Genomic DNA, 15,819 nt, shown 5'->3' on the forward strand with positions numbered 1-15,819 from the left:
GGGGTCAGTCCTCCTCGACCGGATCGGCGGTGGCGGCGACCTGCGCCGGCTCCGAGCCGTCGGAGGCCGGCAGCGCGGCGCCGTGCACCTCGAGGAGCCGGGTGGACTTCTGCAGCTCGATCGCCGCGCCGATCAGACCGGCGAACAGCGGGTGCGAGCGCGTGGGCCGGGACTTGAGCTCCGGGTGCGCCTGGGTGCCGATGTAGTACGGGTGCACGTCCACCGGCAGCTCCACGAACTCGACGAGGCTGCGGTCGGCGGAGACGCCGGAGATGACCAGGCCGGCCTTCTCGAGCTGGGGACGGTGGGCGTTGCTGACCTCGTAGCGGTGGCGGTGCCGCTCGGCGACGAGGGTGCTGCCGTAGATGCTGGCGGCGAGGCTGCCCTCGGTGAGCTGGTGGTCGTAGGAGCCCAGGCGCATGGTCCCGCCCATGTCCCCGGAGCCGGCGACGATGCTCTCCTGCTCGGCCATGGTCGCGATGACGGGGTGGGTGGTGGCGGCGTCGAACTCGGTGGAGTTCGCGTCGTCCCAGCCGAGCACCGAGCGGGCGTACTCGATGACCATCGTCTGCATGCCCAGGCAGATCCCGAGGCTGGGGATGCCCTTCTCGCGGGTGTAGCGCAGGGCGCCGATCTTCCCGTCCAGGCCGCGGACGCCGAAGCCGCCGGGAACGACGATCGCGTCGACGTCCTTGAGGGCCGCATGGGCGCCCTCCGGGGTCGCGCACTCGTCCGAGGGGATCCAGCGGATGTTCACCCGGGTCGAGTGGTGGAAGCCGCCGGCGCGCAGGGCCTCGGTGACCGAGAGGTAGGCGTCGGGCAGGTCGATGTACTTGCCGACCAGGCCGACGGTGACCTCGTACTCGGGCTGGTGCACGCGCTGCAGGAGCGAGTCCCACAGGCTCCAGTCGACGTCGTGGCTGAGCAGGTCGAGGCGGCGGATCGCGTAGGCGTCCAGCCCCTCGTCGTGCAGCACGTGGGGGATGTCGTAGATCGACGGGGCGTCGGGGCAGACGACGACGGCGTCGAGGTCGACGTCGCACATGGAGGAGATCTTCGACTTCACCGAGGCGGGCAGCTCGCGGTCGGCGCGCAGCACGATGGCATCGGGCTGGATGCCGATGTTGCGCAGGGCGGCCACGGAGTGCTGGGTCGGCTTGGTCTTGAGCTCCTTGGAGGGGCCGATGAACGGCACCAGGGAGACGTGGATGAAGAAGACGTTGTCGCGGCCGACGTCCTGGCGCACCTGGCGGGCGGCCTCGAGGAAGGGCTGGGACTCGATGTCGCCGACGGTCCCGCCGATCTCGGTGATGATCACGTCGACGTCGTCGCCGGCCTGGGAGCGCATGCGCTCCTTGATCTCCCCGGTGATGTGCGGGATGACCTGGACGGTGTCGCCGAGGTACTCGCCGCGGCGCTCCTTGGCGATGACGTTGGAGTACACCTGGCCGGTGGTGACGTTCGCGTCGGCGCTGAGGTTCTCGTCCAGGAAGCGCTCGTAGTGGCCGATGTCGAGGTCGGTCTCCGCGCCGTCCTCGGTCACGAACACCTCGCCGTGCTGGAACGGGTTCATCGTGCCGGGGTCGACGTTGAGGTAGGGGTCGAGCTTCTGCATCGTCACCCGCAGGCCCCGGCTGCGCAGCAGCATGCCCAGCGAGGAGGCGGTCAGCCCCTTGCCCAGGCTCGAGACGACACCGCCGGTGACGAAGATGTGCTTGGTGGTTCCGGTGTTGCGGAACGGCTTGGCGCCAGTGCTCTGGGACGCAGCGATTCGCTGCGGAGCTCGGCCGGTTCGGGGGGTCTGCGCGTCGGTGTCTGCCACGGATTGTCAACCTACCATCGGGCTCGGGGCTGCGGCCAGGACACGCCGCCGACGGCGGGCCGCATCACGGTGCGTCATCTCTCATCGGGGTCCCGGCGGCCCGCGGCGGGGTGCCCGCGGCCGGGCCGAGGCCGAGGACCTCGAGCAGCTGGGCGGACATCTCCGCCGCTCCGGGCAGCTCCCGGGCCCGCCGGGCCGAGGCCTGCGCGGCGCGCCGGCGCGCGGAGGGGTCGGCCATGGCGGCGATCGCGTCGGCGAGCGCCGCGGGGTCCTCGACGGGGACCAGTGCGGCGGCATCGCCCGTGACCAGCTCGGTGCCGCCCGCGCGGGTGGCCACGATCGCCCGGCCGGCCCGCAGCGCCTCCTGCAGGAAGACGGGCTGCCCCTCCCAGCGCGCCGCGGAGACGACCAGGTCGCAGGAGGCCAGCAGGGCGGGGACGTCCTCGCGCCGCCCCAGCAGCCGCACGGGCAGGCTCTCGGCCCGGATCCTCGCCTCCAGCGCCGACTGCTCGGGCCCGTCCCCGGCGATCCGCACCTGCACGTCGACCCGGCGGTCCACCAGCAGGCGCACGGCGTCCAGCAGCACGTCCAGGCCCTTCTGCGGGGCGAGGCGCGCGACCACGAGCACCTCGAGACCGGCCGGGCCGGATCGCGCGCTCGGCGCGGGCTGCGGGGCCGGGCCGGTCCCGCTCGGCGCGGGCTGCGGGGCCGGGTCGGTCCCGCGCCCCGCGGGGGCCTCCGGGGCGGGAGGCTCCGAGGCGGGGGGCTGCGAGGCGGAGGGCTCCGGGGCGGAGGGCTCCGGCGCGGGGACGATGGCGTGGAGGACCCGCGGCACGCCGTCCAGGCCCGTCGCGAGATCCGGGGAGACGGTCAGGACCGCATCGGCCCGTGCACGGATGATGCGCAGCAGCGCCGCGCCGATGATCCGCACGCCCGCGCCGCCGGCGATCCGGTTGTGGAGGGTGACCACGAGCAGCGGTCGGCGGCCCCGGGGTCCCCGGGCCAGGCCGGCCAGGGCCGCCGCACGCAGGCCGTGGGCGTGCACGGCGCCGATGCCGCTGCCGGGGCGGCGCAGGATCCGGCGCAGCGTCCGCACGGTGGCCAGGTCCTGCGGACCGGGGCGGGGAGCGATCCGGACCGGGGGGCGGGTGATCCGCACCCCGGCGGACTCCAGCAGCGCCTCCTCCTGGCGCACATGCGCCGCGAGGCCGCCGACGGCGGTCGGCTCCAGCAGCACGATGTGCCGGGGCCCGGAGGCGCCTCGCGGCGATCGGCCGGACCGGGGCGGGAGGGCGCTCATCCGCGCCTCCGCAGGCGGCGCAGGCGCGCCCTCGCCAGGCGCAGGCCGCGGCGGGCGGAAGCCGGGGAGGCGGCCGCGAGCACTCCCCCGGCGAGGGCGCCGGCGACGGCGCCGGCGAGGATGCCGATCAGCACCACCGTCAGCATCGACATGCCGGTGTGCAGCAGCAGGCTGCTCACGAAGTACCCGGGCACGGCCCCGCCCACGAGCGCCAGCGGGGCGAAGACGGTGACGCGGCGCAGCGCATGCTGGCGGCCGCTGGCCTCGATCAGCTCGCTGATGCGCGACATCCCCAGCAGACCGGCGCACAGCATGCCGATCGCGATCGCGATGCCGAAGCTCGTGGAGGCCTCGGCGGCGCGGCGGGTGGGCGAGGACAGGGTGAACAGCACGATCAGCGCGGCGGCGATGACCCAGCCGATCGACCCGACCATGAGCGCGTCCTTCGCCCGCACCGCGGCGGAGAGCACCCGGGTGCACTGCATCGTCACCGCATAGCCGCCCAGCCCGAGGCCGAGCGCGGCGACCGTGGCGCCGACGCCCTGGGCGTTGGCGCGGTCCAGCAGGCGGAAGAACTCCTCGATCGCCGGCGCGGCCGCCACCAGCACGGCGGCTCCGCCCGTGGCGACCCCCGCGACCAGGCGCACGGCGGAGGTCGCGGTCCGGGCGAAACCCCAGGTGTCCCCGGTCAGGCGCTGCTCGGACAGGTGGGGGAACGTCGAGGTCATCAGCGGCACGACGAGGACGGCGAAGGGCAGCATGAACACGGCGTAGGCGTACTGGAAGACCACCAGGGTCCCCGTGCCGCCGGCGCGCATGGCCAGCACCAGCACCAGGGCGAGGGCGAGCTGCTGGGCGCCGACGGCCCCGAGGCCGGAGCCGGCCAGCGCCAGGGCGGTGCGCCCGGTGCCGGAGGGCATCCGCAGGGTGGGGCGCAGGCGAAGCCCGGCGCGGTGCGCGACGATCACCACCGGCAGCGCCATGGCCAGCACGCCGGCCGTGGTCCCCCAGCCCAGCAGGAGCGTCCCTGCCGGACCGATGGTCGAGGCCGTCGCGACGCCCGGCACCACCAGGGCATACAGCCGGTAGGAGATCATCACGATCACGGAGGACAGCAGCGGCAGCAGGGCGGGCCAGAAGAAACGCCGGCGGGCCTGCAGGTAGGCGCCGAGGATGACCGCGACGGCGTACATCGGCAGCTGCACGGCGAAGATCCGCAGCAGATCGGCGCCGAGCACGATCATCGGCTCGGTGCCCTCTCCCCCGCTCAGCAGCAGCCGGGCGATCGACTCGGCGAGGACGATCAGCACCGCGACCAGCGGCAGCATGCCGAGGATCGTCCAGGTCATCAGGGCCGAGACGATGCGATCGGCGCGGTGCTCCCCCTCGGTGCGGTCCTGCCCGGCCAGGCGCCCCTCGGGCCCGGGGACCAGACCGGCCACCAGCGGCACCACGACGGCCGCCAGCGCGCCGCCCGCGACCACCTCGAACAGGACGTTGGGCAGCTGGTTGGCGCTGGCGTAGGCGGTGCCCACGTCCCCGGCGCCCACGCTCGCCCCGAACACGAGGTTGCGCAGGAACCCGGCGATCCGGGCGAGGACGGTGACCACGAGGATGATGCCGGCGCCCTTGAGGATCGTGCTGCGCAGCGTCGGCCCCCCGGCCGCGGGCGCGCCGCCGAGCCCCGCGCCGGCGGCGGCCGCGGGAGGGATCTCGGGACCGGGGGCCGAGGCGCTCATGCGCCGGCCCCCGGCTCCGGCGCGGCGCGGCGGCCGATCCGGTCCAGCGCATGCAGCGCCGGGGTCGCGTCGATGACCCGCGAGAAGCTGACCCGCTCGCTGGCGAGGGTGAGGCCGGCGACCGCCAGCAGCGCGGCCACCCGCGCCGGCGCGGGCAAGGTCCGCACGGCGGCGGCGCCGACGAGGGCGCCCAGGGCGTTGGCGCCCGCGTCCCCGAGCATGCCGTGCTCGCGCAGGTCGGCGGGCAGCGCGAGACCGCCGGCGAGGAGCGCCGTCCGGGCGAGGGCGCGGGGGCGCGCCGTCCCCTCCGCGGCGCCGTCGCCTCCCGCGGCGGGCGCAGGGCCCGGCGCGGCGCGCTCCCCGCGCACGGCGAGGACGGCCGCCAGCGGCAGCACGACCTTCAGCGCACGCCCCGGGCGCAGGTCCAGCAGGTTCACGAGGTTCGCGCCGCCCGCGACGAGGGCGCCGTCCACGAGGGTCATCGGCCCCGGCCGCCCGGCGGGGGCGACCCCGACCAGGGCGATGATCGGGATGCCCAGCACCTTCACCGCGCCGGTGGTCACCTCCCCCCGCGTCAGCGCCCGCAGGTGGCCGCGCAGCCCCTTGGCGGGCGCGGCCCCGTCGGCGCGGCGCCGATGCGGCTCGACGAGGTCGTCGACGAGGCCGAGCACGCCGATCCCCCCGACCATCCCCGCCTCCCGGGGGCGCCCGGCCAGGGCGAGCACCGCCGTGGTGCCGGCGACGACGGCCGCGCCCTCGGCGAGGCTCACGGTGCGCCCGGCGTAGTTGGTGCGGGCCAGCTCGCGGCGCACCCGCGCGCGCAGGCTCATCCTTCGCCCCCGTCCGACGCCGCCGGCTCCTCCTGGCCGATGATCGGCACGGAGGTGTCGACCTCGGGGATGCGGGCGTCGGCATCGGCCGCGGTCCCGTAGTCCCCCACGCCGCCGCGCAGGCGCTCGCCCAGCGCGAGCACGGTCAGGACGGGGCCGTCGCTCTGCTGGAGCCGGTCCGTGGTGGACAGCCCGCGGAAGCGGGCATCGGTGCGCACCGTCCCGAGGATGCCGTCGCCGCTGTTGTCCTGCGGGGTGACGGCGGAGACGACGGCCGGGGTGCCGGTGTCGACCAGGCCGAGCATGAAGGAGGTCTGCACGCCCAGCAGGGCCTGGGCCCGCTCCCCGGCGGCCGAGGCGGACTCGGTGGGCACGACCATCTCCGCGGGATCCGCGCCGAGGTAGGCGACCGCGTCGACGGGCACCAGGTCCCCGTCCACGGTGACGGCCTGGCGGTCGACGAGGACCTGCCAGGCCTGCGCGCGCACCTCCTCGTCCGGTCCGTCCCCCGGGGACAGCAGCCGGGCCAGGGTGCCGGTGAGCGCGGTGACGTCGTCGTCGGCGTCGGCGGGCACCAGCTCCGGCGAGACGGCCCGGAGGTCGGCGAGGGTGTCGCGGCGCTGCGCGGAGGCGTCCGGGGCCCAGAGCATCGACTGCAGGGTGATGCGCGGGCCGACGGTCCCGCCGGCGGTGGCGATGTTCGCCTCGACCGCCTCGACCTCGGTGCGGGAGGAGTCGTGCTCGGTGACCAGGGCGATGGTGGTCCCCTCGAGGGTGCCCTCCAGCAGCTGCGGGGCGCTCGCCTCGACGTAGCCGGTGAGCTGGTCGCGGTCGGCGGTGAGCCCCTCGTTGGCCGCGCGCAGGTCGTCCTTCTCGGTGCGCAGCTGCTCGACCTGCTCGGCGAGCTGGTCGCCGAGGCTCTCGCGCAGGGGGCCGGCCCCCAGCACGATGCCGATCGCGAGCGCGATGAACACGGAGATCAGCGATACCAGGTGGTAGCGGAAGTCGATCACGGGCGGTGCCTCCTACGAGCTTCCGGTGCGCGGCGCGAACAGCGCCGTGAACCAGGACAGCATGTCATCCATGCGGGCGCCCAGCAGCTGGAACAGGGCCTGGCCTCCCGGGGTCGCCCAGAGCGCGGCGCCCAGCGCCAGCAGCCCTGCGACGGCCAGCAGGGCCAGCTGCTGGTTGGAGATCCGCTGGCGGTACAGCCGCGAGACCCCCTTGGCGTCCACGAGCTTCGATCCCACGCGCAGACGGGTCAGGAATGTGGACCCCATGCCGGCGCGCCCCTTGTCGAGGAACTCCTCGAGGGTGCCGTGGGTGCCGACGGCCACGATCACGCTGGCGCCCTTCTCGTCGGCCAGCAGCATGGCGATGTCCTCGCTCGTGCCGTAGGCCGGGAAGGGGACGGCCCGCCGGGCCAGGCCCAGCTCCTCCAGGCGGGCCATGCCGGGGGCGCGGCCGTCGCGATAGGCGTGCACGACCAGCTCGGCGCCGCTGCGCAGGGCCCGGTCCGAGACGGAGTCCATGTCGCCGATGATGATGTCGGGGCGCCAGCCGGCCTCGAGCACGGCGTCGGCGCCGCCGTCCACGCCGATGATCACGGGGCGGTTCTCGCGCAGGAAGGGCCGCAGCGTGAGCAGGTCCTCCTTGTAGTGGTAGCCGCGCACCACGATCAGGACGGGACGGCCGTCGACGTCGGTGCGGATGTCCGGGGCGCCCACGCCGTCGAGCAGGAGGTCCTTCTCCTTGAGCATGTACTCCATGGTGTTCTCGGCGAACAGCTCGAGCTGGCGCGAGAGCCCTTCGCGGGCGGCCTCCAGGTCCCGCTCGATGCTGGCGGCGTCCTGCGGCGTGCCGTGCAGGGCACGGTCGGGGCCCAGCTGCACGGTGCCGCCGTCGAGGGTGAGGCGATCCCCCTCGCGGACGGACGCGAACAGCTCCGGGCCCAGTCCGTCGATGAGGACGATCCCGGCCTCCACGAGGATCTGCGGGCCGGCGTTGGGGTAGCGGCCGGAGGTGGAGGCGGCGGCGTTCAGCACGGCCAGCGGGGACTTCTCCACGAGGGCCTCCGCGGCCACCCGGTCGATGTCCTCGTGGTCGATCACGGCGATGTCCCCGGGCGCGAGGCGGGCCGTCAGCTCCTTGGTGCGTCGTCCCAGCCGCGCGGGCCCGCTCAGCGCGAGGTCGTCATCGGACGCGCTCATGGGGCCTCCGCCGCGGGCGCCCCGGCGCCCTGGGACTGGGCCAGGAGCTCGGCGGCGTGCTCGCGGGCGGTGCGGGAGGCGTCGTCCCCGGCCAGCATCCGCGCCAGCTCCCGCACCCGGGCCTCATGGTCGAGGGACTCGACGGTGGAGCTGGTGCGGTCCCCCTCGGCCGTCTTCACGATGCGCAGGTGCGTGGTCGCGTGCGCCGCCACCTGCGGCAGGTGCGTGACGACGATGACCTGGGCGTGCTGCGCGAGCTGGGCGAGGCGCTGGCCGACCGCCAGGGCGGCCCGGCCGCCGATCCCGGCGTCGATCTCGTCGAAGACGAACACGGGCGCCCCGGACCGGTCCTCGCGCGAGGACGCCAGCGCGACCTCGAGGGCGAGCATCACCCGGGAGAGCTCTCCGCCGGAGGCGGAGGTGGCCACGGGCAGGTGCCGGGCCCCGGGGTGGGGCGAGATGAGGATGGCCACGGCGTCGCGCCCGTGCTCGCGCGGTGCGTGCTCGGTGACCTCGACGCGGATGGAGGCCTGGGGCATCTCCAGCTCGCGCAGCTCGGCCTCGACGGCGCGCGCGAGGTGCTCTGCGGCCGCGGTGCGGGCCGCGGTGAGGGCCGATGCGGCCTCGTCGAGCTGCGCGTCCAGGGCGGCGAGCTGCTCCTCGACGACGGCGTGCCGCTCCTGGGCCCCGTCGAAGCGGTCCAGGTCCGCGGCGGCGCCCTGGGAGATCTCGAGCAGCTCGGTCACGTCCTGCGCTCCCGGCAGGGCCGCGCCGGTGTCGCGCAGCAGCAGGGTGAGCTCGTGCAGGCGCTCGTTGGCGGCGTCCAGGCGCCCCGGGGAGGCCTCGACGTCCTCGGCGTAGCGCGAGAGCTCCGCGGCGATGTCGGAGACGTCCAGCCGCACCGCGTCGAGCCGCTCGGCGAGCGGGGCCAGGGCGCGGTCGGTGCGGGCGGCCGTGCCCACGGCGGTGGTGGCGAGATCCAGCAGGGAGGCCACGGAGGGGCCGTCGTCGCCGACCAGGGCCAGGGAGGACTGGACGGCGGCCTCGCGCAGCTCCACGGCGTGGCCCAGGCGCTCGAGCTCGGCGCGCAGGTCGTCGTCCTCGTGGGGCTGCGGGTCGACCTGCTCGATCTGCTCGAGGGCCTCGCGCAGCAGGTCGCCGCGCCGCGACCGCTCGGCCAGCAGCCCGGCCAGCTCGTCGCGCTCGGCGACGAGCGCACGGCGCTGCTCCCACAGCTCTCGGTGGCGCGCCAGCGGCTCGCCGATGCTGGCGATCGCGAAGGTGTCCAGGGCCTCGCGCTGCGGCTCCGGCCCGCGCAGGCGCTGCTGGTCCATCTGCCCGTGGACGGTCACGGCGGAGCCGACCAGCGTGGACAGGGTCCCGATCGGCACCGGCACCCCGCCGATGTGGGCCCGGGAGCGGCCGTCCTTGGTGACCCGTCGGGCGATGAGCACCTCGTCGTCCTCGATCTCGGCGCCGAGCTCGTCGATGCCCTCGATGAGCCGGGCATGGCCGGGCACGGCGATGACGCCGTCGACGCTGCTGGCGGTGCCGGCGCGGCCGCGGTCCAGCCGCTCGCCCAGCAGCATGGACAGTCCCGTCACGATCATGGTCTTGCCGGCGCCGGTCTCTCCGGTCAGGGCCGTGAAGCCGGGACCGAAGTCGAGCGTGGCGTCGTCGATCACGCCGATGTGGCGGATCCGCAGGGTGGACAGCATCGGCGCCCCCTAGACGGCGCGGCCGTCGCGCCCCCGCCAGCCGACGACGGGAAGCTGGAACTTCTCCACCAGCCGATCGGCGAACGGCGTGGGCGACAGCCGCACCAGGCGGACCGACTGCGGCGAGAGGCGCGCCTCCAGGCGCATGCCGGCCCGGAGGGTCTCCGTGCGCCGCCCGTCCAGGGTCAGGACGGCGTCGACGCTGTTGTCCAGCGCCATCTCGATCGCGGCCTCGCTGGAGCGGCCCAGCACGAGGGGGCGGGCGAACAGGGCGTGGGCGGCCAGGGGCACGACGAGGAAGGCGTCGACCTCCGGCCAGATGATCGGTCCCCCGGCGCTGAAGGCGTACGCGGTCGACCCCGTCGAGGTCGACAGCAGCAGTCCGTCGCAGCCGAAGGAGGAGACGGGGCGGCCGTCGATCTCGACGACCACGTAGATCATCTTCTGGCGGTCGCCCTTCTCCAGGGACGCCTCGTTCATCGCCCAGTGCGAGGCGACGGGGCGATCGTCCTCGTCCAGGACCGTGATGTCGAGGGTGGAGCGCTCCTCGATCTCGTAGTCGCGGTCCAGCAGACGGTCGATGGTGGTGGAGAGGTCCTCCACCTCGCTCTCGGCCAGGAATCCGACGTGCCCGAGGTTCACGCCGTGGACGGGGACGTCCTCGTCGCGGACGGCCTCCAGGGCCCGCAGGATGGTCCCGTCGCCGCCGAGGACGATGCACAGCTCGACGCCGAGGCTCGCATGGGCGACGTCGCGCACCTCGACGGCGTCGCTGTGGAGGATCTCGTCGAGGCCCGGGGGCATGTGGCCCTCCTCGTCCGCGCAGACCTCGTCGACCTGATCGTCGATCATCACGGCGCCGACGCCGCGCTCGGCCATGTGCCGCAGGACGGAGCGGAGCGCCTGGAGCGCGGAGGCGCGCCCTGCATGCGTGTACAGCAGGAACCGTCTCATCGGGTGCGTTCGCCTCCCTCGGGGGTCGTGCGCGGTGCGGAAGGGTGGCGCACCGCCTGGTCGATCATGTCATAGGCGGCAGGGGAAACCGGTGCCGCCACGGGGGCCGGACGCAGGTGGAGGAAGTACTCACGATTCCCGTCCTGACCGGGCAGCGCGCTCATGCCGGCCCCGCGCAGCTCCAGGCCCGTCTCGGCGGCGGCCTCCACCACGCCGCGCAGCGCGTCGACGCGGTGCTCCGCCGAGACCACCACGCCGCTGCGAGGCAGGCGGGCGCGGCCCACCTCGAACTGCGGCTTGACCATCACCAGCAGCTCGCCGTCGGCGGAGACCAGGCCGGCGAGATCCGCGATCACGGTGCGCAGGGAGATGAACGACAGGTCCGCCACCAGGAGGTCGACCGGTCCGTCGACGGCCTCGGGCCGCAGGCCGCGGATGCTGGTGCCGTCGCGGACGTCCACCCGGGCATCCTCCCGCAGGTGCGGGGCCAGCTGATCGTGGCCGATGTCCACCGCGATCACGCGGCGCGCTCCGCGCCGCAGCAGCACATCGGTGAACCCCCCGGTGGAGGCTCCCGCGTCCAGGCAGAGCCGCCCGGCGACCTGGACCCCGGCGCCGGCGAGGGCGCCGGCGAGCTTGTGGGCCGCGCGGGAGGCGTACTCGACCCCGTCGGGGACGTCGATGACCTCCACCAGCGCCCCCTCGGGCACCGGCAGGGACGGCTTGGTCGCCGCCCTCCCGTCGACCAGGGCCCGTCCCTCCTCGACGATCCGGCGCGCATGCGTGCGGGAGCGGGCATGGCCGTCCTCGTGGAGCGCCACGTCCAGACGGCGCGGGCTCACAGGGCGGCCGGCTCCGGATCCGGCGCGGGCAGCGCGTCCAGCTCGCGGCCTTCGGCGTCGCGCAGGCTCCCGGTGAAGCGGGCCTCGGGCCGATGATGCGCGACGAGCGCCAGGGCGCAGCGCAGGGTGCGGATGTCCTGCGCGGGGCCGCCGAGGCGGATGTCCCCGTCCTCCCAGGTAGCATGCACGGGCCCGCACTGCGCCCGCTCCCCCTCGAGGACCGCGCGCGGCGCGGGCCGCCCGAGGCTGGAGAGGTCCTGCTCGATCCAGGTGGGGCGGCGGATCGGGTCGGCGCGCAGGGCGTCCAGGGCCGAGTCGACACCGGTGAGGACCATCAGGGAGTCCATCCCGGCGCGGTTGCCGCCCTCGATGTCCGTGTCCAGGCGGTCGCCGACGGCGAGGGGACGGCGCGCACCGAGACGATCGGCGGCGCCGCGGAACATCCCCGGCTCCGGCTTGCCGGCGACCTGGGGCTCCCGCCCGGTGGCATGGCGCAGCGCCGCCACCAGGGAGCCGTTGCCCGGAGCGATGCCCTTCTCGGTGGGCAGGGTGGCGTCGGTGTTGGTGGCCATCCACAGGGCGCCGCGCCGCAGCGCGTATCCGCCCTCGGCCAGCCGCGCCCAGCCCAGGGAGGGATCCCAGCCCTGGATGACGGCGACGACGTCCTCGCGGTCCTCGACGACGGGCTCGAGGCCCACGCCCCGCACCTCCTCGGCCAGTCCCTCGGAGCCGACGACCAGCACCGTCGCGCCCGGCTCGAGCTGCTCGGCGAGCAGCCGTGCGGCGATCTGCGGGGAGGTGACGATCTCGTCCTCCGATGCCTCCACGCCCACGGTCCGCAGGTGGTCGACCACCTGGCGGGGAGTGCGGGAGGCATTGTTGGTCACGAAGGCGATGCCGGCGCCGGCGTCGCGCCCGGCGAGGATGCCCTCGGCCGCGTGCTCGATCGGGCGCGGGCCGTGCATCACGGTGCCGTCGAGGTCCAGCAGCAGAGCGTCGTACAGGTCCAGGTAGCAGGAATCGGGCCCAGCGGTCACGCGCGCGCCTCCTGGTCGGTCTCCTCCGGCACGTCGCGGTCCCCGGACGCCTCGCCGGCCTCCGCCTCCGCGTCCTCGAGCGTCTCCCTGGCCTCGGGCTCGGCCTGAGACGAGGGCATGGCCGGCTCGGCTGCGACCGAGTCCTCATCGGCCGCGACGTGCTCGGGATCCGTGTCGGCATCATCGACCGGGGCGTCCTCGGACGAGACCGCCTCGGACGCGAGGTGCTCGGGACGCGAGTCGGCTTCGTCGGCCTCGGCCGCGATGTCCTCCCCGTCGAGCTCGGCCTCGGGCTCGTTGTCGTCCTCGTCGCCCTCGACGACCTCAGCCTCGGTGTCGTCCTCGTCGTCTTCAACGACCTCAGCGACCTCAGTCTCGTCGTCGTCCTCGTCGCCCTCGACCTCGTCGTCCTCGGCATCCTCGTCGAATGCGTCGACGACGTGCATCTCCTCGGCGTCGTACCAGGTGGGGTTCGGCTCCTCGACCGGCGCCGGGCGGCCCAGACGCTCGGCAGCGTCGGTGATCCGCTCCGTGTCGGCGTCCGCGGCGAGCAGCAGCCACTTGCGGGCCTCCTCGGATCGACCCGCGCGCTCGAGCAGGTCCGCGTACGCGACCCAGAGGCGGACCTGCCAGCGTCCTTCGACCTTCTGGCGCAGGGCCGGGATCTCCAGGGAGGTCAGAGCGGTCTCGACGTCTCCGGTGTCCGCGTAGGCGCCGGCCACGACGATCATCAGCTCGATCGTCGACTCGAGACCCAGCTTCTCCGCCTCGGGGGACGCGGCGATGTCCAGAGCGCGCTCGGGACGGCCCACGCCGCGCTCCGCGTCGGCGAGCATGGGAAGGATGTCGGCTCGGCCGGTGATCCGCATCGCCGTGCGCAGCTCGCGCACGGCGGTGTGGTAGTCGCCGGTCTGATACGCGATCACGCCGTAGGTCTCGCGGACGATCCCGACACGGGCCCCGATGCTGACGGCGAACTTGGCATGCGCCGCGGCATCTGCGGGATCCTCCTCCACGCTGATGAGCGCAGCCACGAGATGGCGCGAGACGCGCTCAGCGGTGTCCTTGCTGAGGGCACGAAGCTCTTCGCGGTACGAGCCGTCCAGCTCGGCCCCGGTGATCCACTCGGGGATCTCCGGCTCGTTGCCGCGCTCGGCTCGCCGGTCCTGGCCCGGACGCGAGTCACGGTCCTCCCGCACACGGCGGCGGTCATCGTCCCGCCCCGAGAACGACCGGCCGGTGCGGTGGCGCGGGTCGTCCTGGTGACGCTCGGACGAGGGACGGCTCGCCGGCCACGTCCGGTCGCCGCCCCGGCGATCATCGCGACCGCGGTCGTCCCGGCTGCCGTAGCTGCGCCGGTCCCCGCCGCGATCATCTCGGTTGCCGAAGCTGCGCCGGTCCCCGCCGCGATCGTCCCGGTTGCCGAAGCTGCGCCGGTCCCCGCCGCGGTCGTCCCGGTTGCCGTAGCTGCGCCGGTCCCCGCCGCGGTCGTCCCGGTTGCCGAAGCTGCGCCGATCTCCGCCGCGGTCGTCCCGGTTGCCGTAGCCGCGCCGGTCCCCGCCGCGGTCGTCCCGGTTGCCGTAGCCGCGCCGATCCCCACCACGATCGTCCCGGCCGCCGAAGCTGCGCCGGTCCCCACCGCGATCATCTCGGCTCGCAGAGGGCCTGCGAGCGTCCTGTCCGTCGTTCCGAGGGCCGAAGGACCGACCCTGACTGCGATCGGCCTGTTCGCCGAAGTTCCGGCGGCCCTCCTGCGATGAACGGCGATCGGAGGAGAAACGGTCGTCCCTGCGGCGATCGTTGTCATAAGGACGTCGTTCACCGCGGGAACGATCGTCCCGGCGACCATCGCTCGAACGGTCCTGCCACGGACGATTGTTCTGGCCGCGATCCTCGCGGCGCTCGCGCGCGGCTCCGCCGCGGTCGTCGCGCGAAGGCCGTCCGCCCGCTGAGGGACGCTGATCCCCAGGACGATCATCACGGCGATCCCGCCATGGCCGGTCAGAGGTACGACGCTCATCCCCGGAGGGACGACGCTCGTCCCAAGACCGGCTGTCTCCGCGACCATTCTCGCGGCGGTCCTTCGAGGGGCGATCCCCCTGGCGGCCGTCAGCGCCGCGATGCTCAGCACCGCGCCGGCTCTGCCACGGGCGATCATCCCGGGAGCGCTCGTCACGCGGAGGACGTCGATCGTCGCCGCCGCGGTATCCCCCGCCGTCGCGACGCCCCGGCGACGCCTGTGCATCCCGCCCGTCGCGCCGCGAACTGCCGTAGTCCCTGCGCCCCGCCGACGGGCGAGCGCCCGAGTTGCCTCGAGCTCGGTCCCTGGACCCGTTCCGGTCAGACCCGGAGTCTTCCTTCGCCACGTGAGCCACCCTGTTCAGCTGTAGTCGTAGATCAAGATCCAAAATACGGGACGTCTTGATCGCCACCATGACATCGGTGTCGAACCGTGACAGCACTCACCGGTACCGGCCGAGGTCTCGATGTGCGGGTCACAGACACACACCGTAACGCCCAGCATCCCAGCTCACCGCCGGAAATCAGCAAGCGCTGTCCCGCATGCCATCGAGCCCCCACGGCCATGCGTTCACCGACGCCGACGCCAGCCCGGTTGCGCAGAAGCGGCCTCTGAGGGAGCTGGTATCGGACCCGCTGCACCGCTGTCCCCGCACAAGGCCCACGACCCGCACAGACGTCGGCGCGCAGCACGGGACAGTGCCCCACAAGGCCCTGATGAGCGCAGCGGGCCGGCACACGAACGATGGGAACATCCCGAAGCAGTCGCAGCAGGGGTCTGGATCCCCATCGCGCAGCGACGAGAACGGTCGCGACGCTGCGGGCGGATGATCCATTGCATGCCCTATGAGCGTGTCCAAAGGGCTGAAAGCGACCAGCCGGCGCCAGTCCCTGGACCGCACCGCACGAGGCGCCGAGCGACAGCTGGTCTGACGAGCGGCCCGTGGCGGCTCGTCTGTTGTCACGCAGCGGTGGGGCCGTTGCAGCGCTGCCTTGGCCCCAGGAGGCCCCATGACAGATTCGCCGGCCGATGATCGGCCGGCCCGCCCTGCAGCTCCGCACCCTCACACAGCGGGCACGTGGCGGAATTCGACTGCTGAGCCCCTGCTGAGCCGCCACGAACCACAGCGCGTCCCGCTCTCCATCGGGCGCACACGGCGCGAAGCGGCTCCCTGCCGTAGCCGCTTCCCCACCTCGGAGTACCCGCGCGGACATGGGTCAACGCGATAGGCCGGCAGACGGCTACGGCTCCCACTCCCCGCACCAGGCGCCCTGGAACGCGAAAAGCCCCGCTGCACGACCGGCAGCAGGGCAAAAAACGAAACGGGACGGGGAATGACGAAGCGGG

11 protein-coding genes are annotated in these 15,819 nt (G+C 74.2%); all 11 read right to left on the bottom strand.

Annotated features, from left to right (window positions below; genetic code table 11):
- Nucleotides 1-4: 4 nt before the first annotated feature.
- The 11 genes from BF93_RS03025 to BF93_RS19495 all read right to left on the bottom strand — a co-directional run bounded on the left by BF93_RS03025 (nucleotide 5) and on the right by BF93_RS19495 (nucleotide 14,887).
- A complete protein-coding gene (locus BF93_RS03025; protein WP_051486467.1) occupies nucleotides 5-1,771 on the bottom strand; it encodes a CTP synthase in 1,767 nt (588 codons plus the stop codon).
- Nucleotides 1,772-1,886: 115 nt separating this feature from the next.
- A complete protein-coding gene (locus tag BF93_RS03030; RefSeq protein WP_051486441.1) occupies nucleotides 1,887-3,122 on the bottom strand; it encodes a glycosyltransferase in 1,236 nt (411 codons plus the stop codon).
- The gene (gene murJ / locus BF93_RS03035; protein ID WP_084148202.1) at nucleotides 3,119-4,861 is read right to left on the bottom strand and encodes a murein biosynthesis integral membrane protein MurJ; all 1,743 of its coding nucleotides are present in this window, start codon (nucleotides 4,859-4,861) and stop codon (nucleotides 3,119-3,121) included. The genes BF93_RS03030 and murJ overlap by 4 nt, the downstream gene beginning before the upstream one ends.
- On the bottom strand, nucleotides 4,858-5,691 hold the full coding sequence (locus BF93_RS03040; protein WP_038370391.1) for a hypothetical protein: 834 nt from the start codon (nucleotides 5,689-5,691) through the stop codon (nucleotides 4,858-4,860). Before BF93_RS03040 ends, murJ begins: the two co-directional genes overlap by 4 nt.
- The gene (locus BF93_RS03045) at nucleotides 5,688-6,704 is read right to left on the bottom strand and encodes a copper transporter (RefSeq protein WP_038370393.1); all 1,017 of its coding nucleotides are present in this window, start codon (nucleotides 6,702-6,704) and stop codon (nucleotides 5,688-5,690) included. The genes BF93_RS03040 and BF93_RS03045 overlap by 4 nt, the downstream gene beginning before the upstream one ends.
- Before the next feature lie 12 nt (nucleotides 6,705-6,716).
- Nucleotides 6,717-7,901: a putative cytokinetic ring protein SteA gene (steA, locus tag BF93_RS03050; RefSeq protein ID WP_038370395.1), complete on the bottom strand. Its 1,185-nt coding sequence runs from the start codon at nucleotides 7,899-7,901 to the stop codon at nucleotides 6,717-6,719.
- Entirely contained in the window at nucleotides 7,898-9,619 is a 1,722-nt protein-coding gene (gene recN / locus BF93_RS03055; protein ID WP_038370396.1) for a DNA repair protein RecN, read from the bottom strand. Before recN ends, steA begins: the two co-directional genes overlap by 4 nt.
- A gap of 9 nt (nucleotides 9,620-9,628) precedes the next feature.
- On the bottom strand, nucleotides 9,629-10,573 hold the full coding sequence (locus BF93_RS03060; RefSeq protein ID WP_038370397.1) for an NAD kinase: 945 nt from the start codon (nucleotides 10,571-10,573) through the stop codon (nucleotides 9,629-9,631).
- Complete coding sequence (locus tag BF93_RS03065) at nucleotides 10,570-11,415, bottom strand: TlyA family RNA methyltransferase (RefSeq protein ID WP_051486442.1); 846 nt, start codon at nucleotides 11,413-11,415, stop codon at nucleotides 10,570-10,572. Before BF93_RS03065 ends, BF93_RS03060 begins: the two co-directional genes overlap by 4 nt.
- The gene (locus tag BF93_RS03070; RefSeq protein ID WP_051486443.1) at nucleotides 11,412-12,452 is read right to left on the bottom strand and encodes an HAD-IIA family hydrolase; all 1,041 of its coding nucleotides are present in this window, start codon (nucleotides 12,450-12,452) and stop codon (nucleotides 11,412-11,414) included. The genes BF93_RS03065 and BF93_RS03070 overlap by 4 nt, the downstream gene beginning before the upstream one ends.
- On the bottom strand, nucleotides 12,449-14,887 hold the full coding sequence (locus BF93_RS19495; protein ID WP_156954016.1) for a hypothetical protein: 2,439 nt from the start codon (nucleotides 14,885-14,887) through the stop codon (nucleotides 12,449-12,451). Before BF93_RS19495 ends, BF93_RS03070 begins: the two co-directional genes overlap by 4 nt.
- Between the last annotated feature and the right edge of the window lie 932 nt (nucleotides 14,888-15,819).

This window comes from Brachybacterium phenoliresistens (assembly GCF_000576425.1).
Taxonomy (GTDB): Bacteria; Actinomycetota; Actinomycetes; order Actinomycetales; family Dermabacteraceae; genus Brachybacterium; species Brachybacterium phenoliresistens.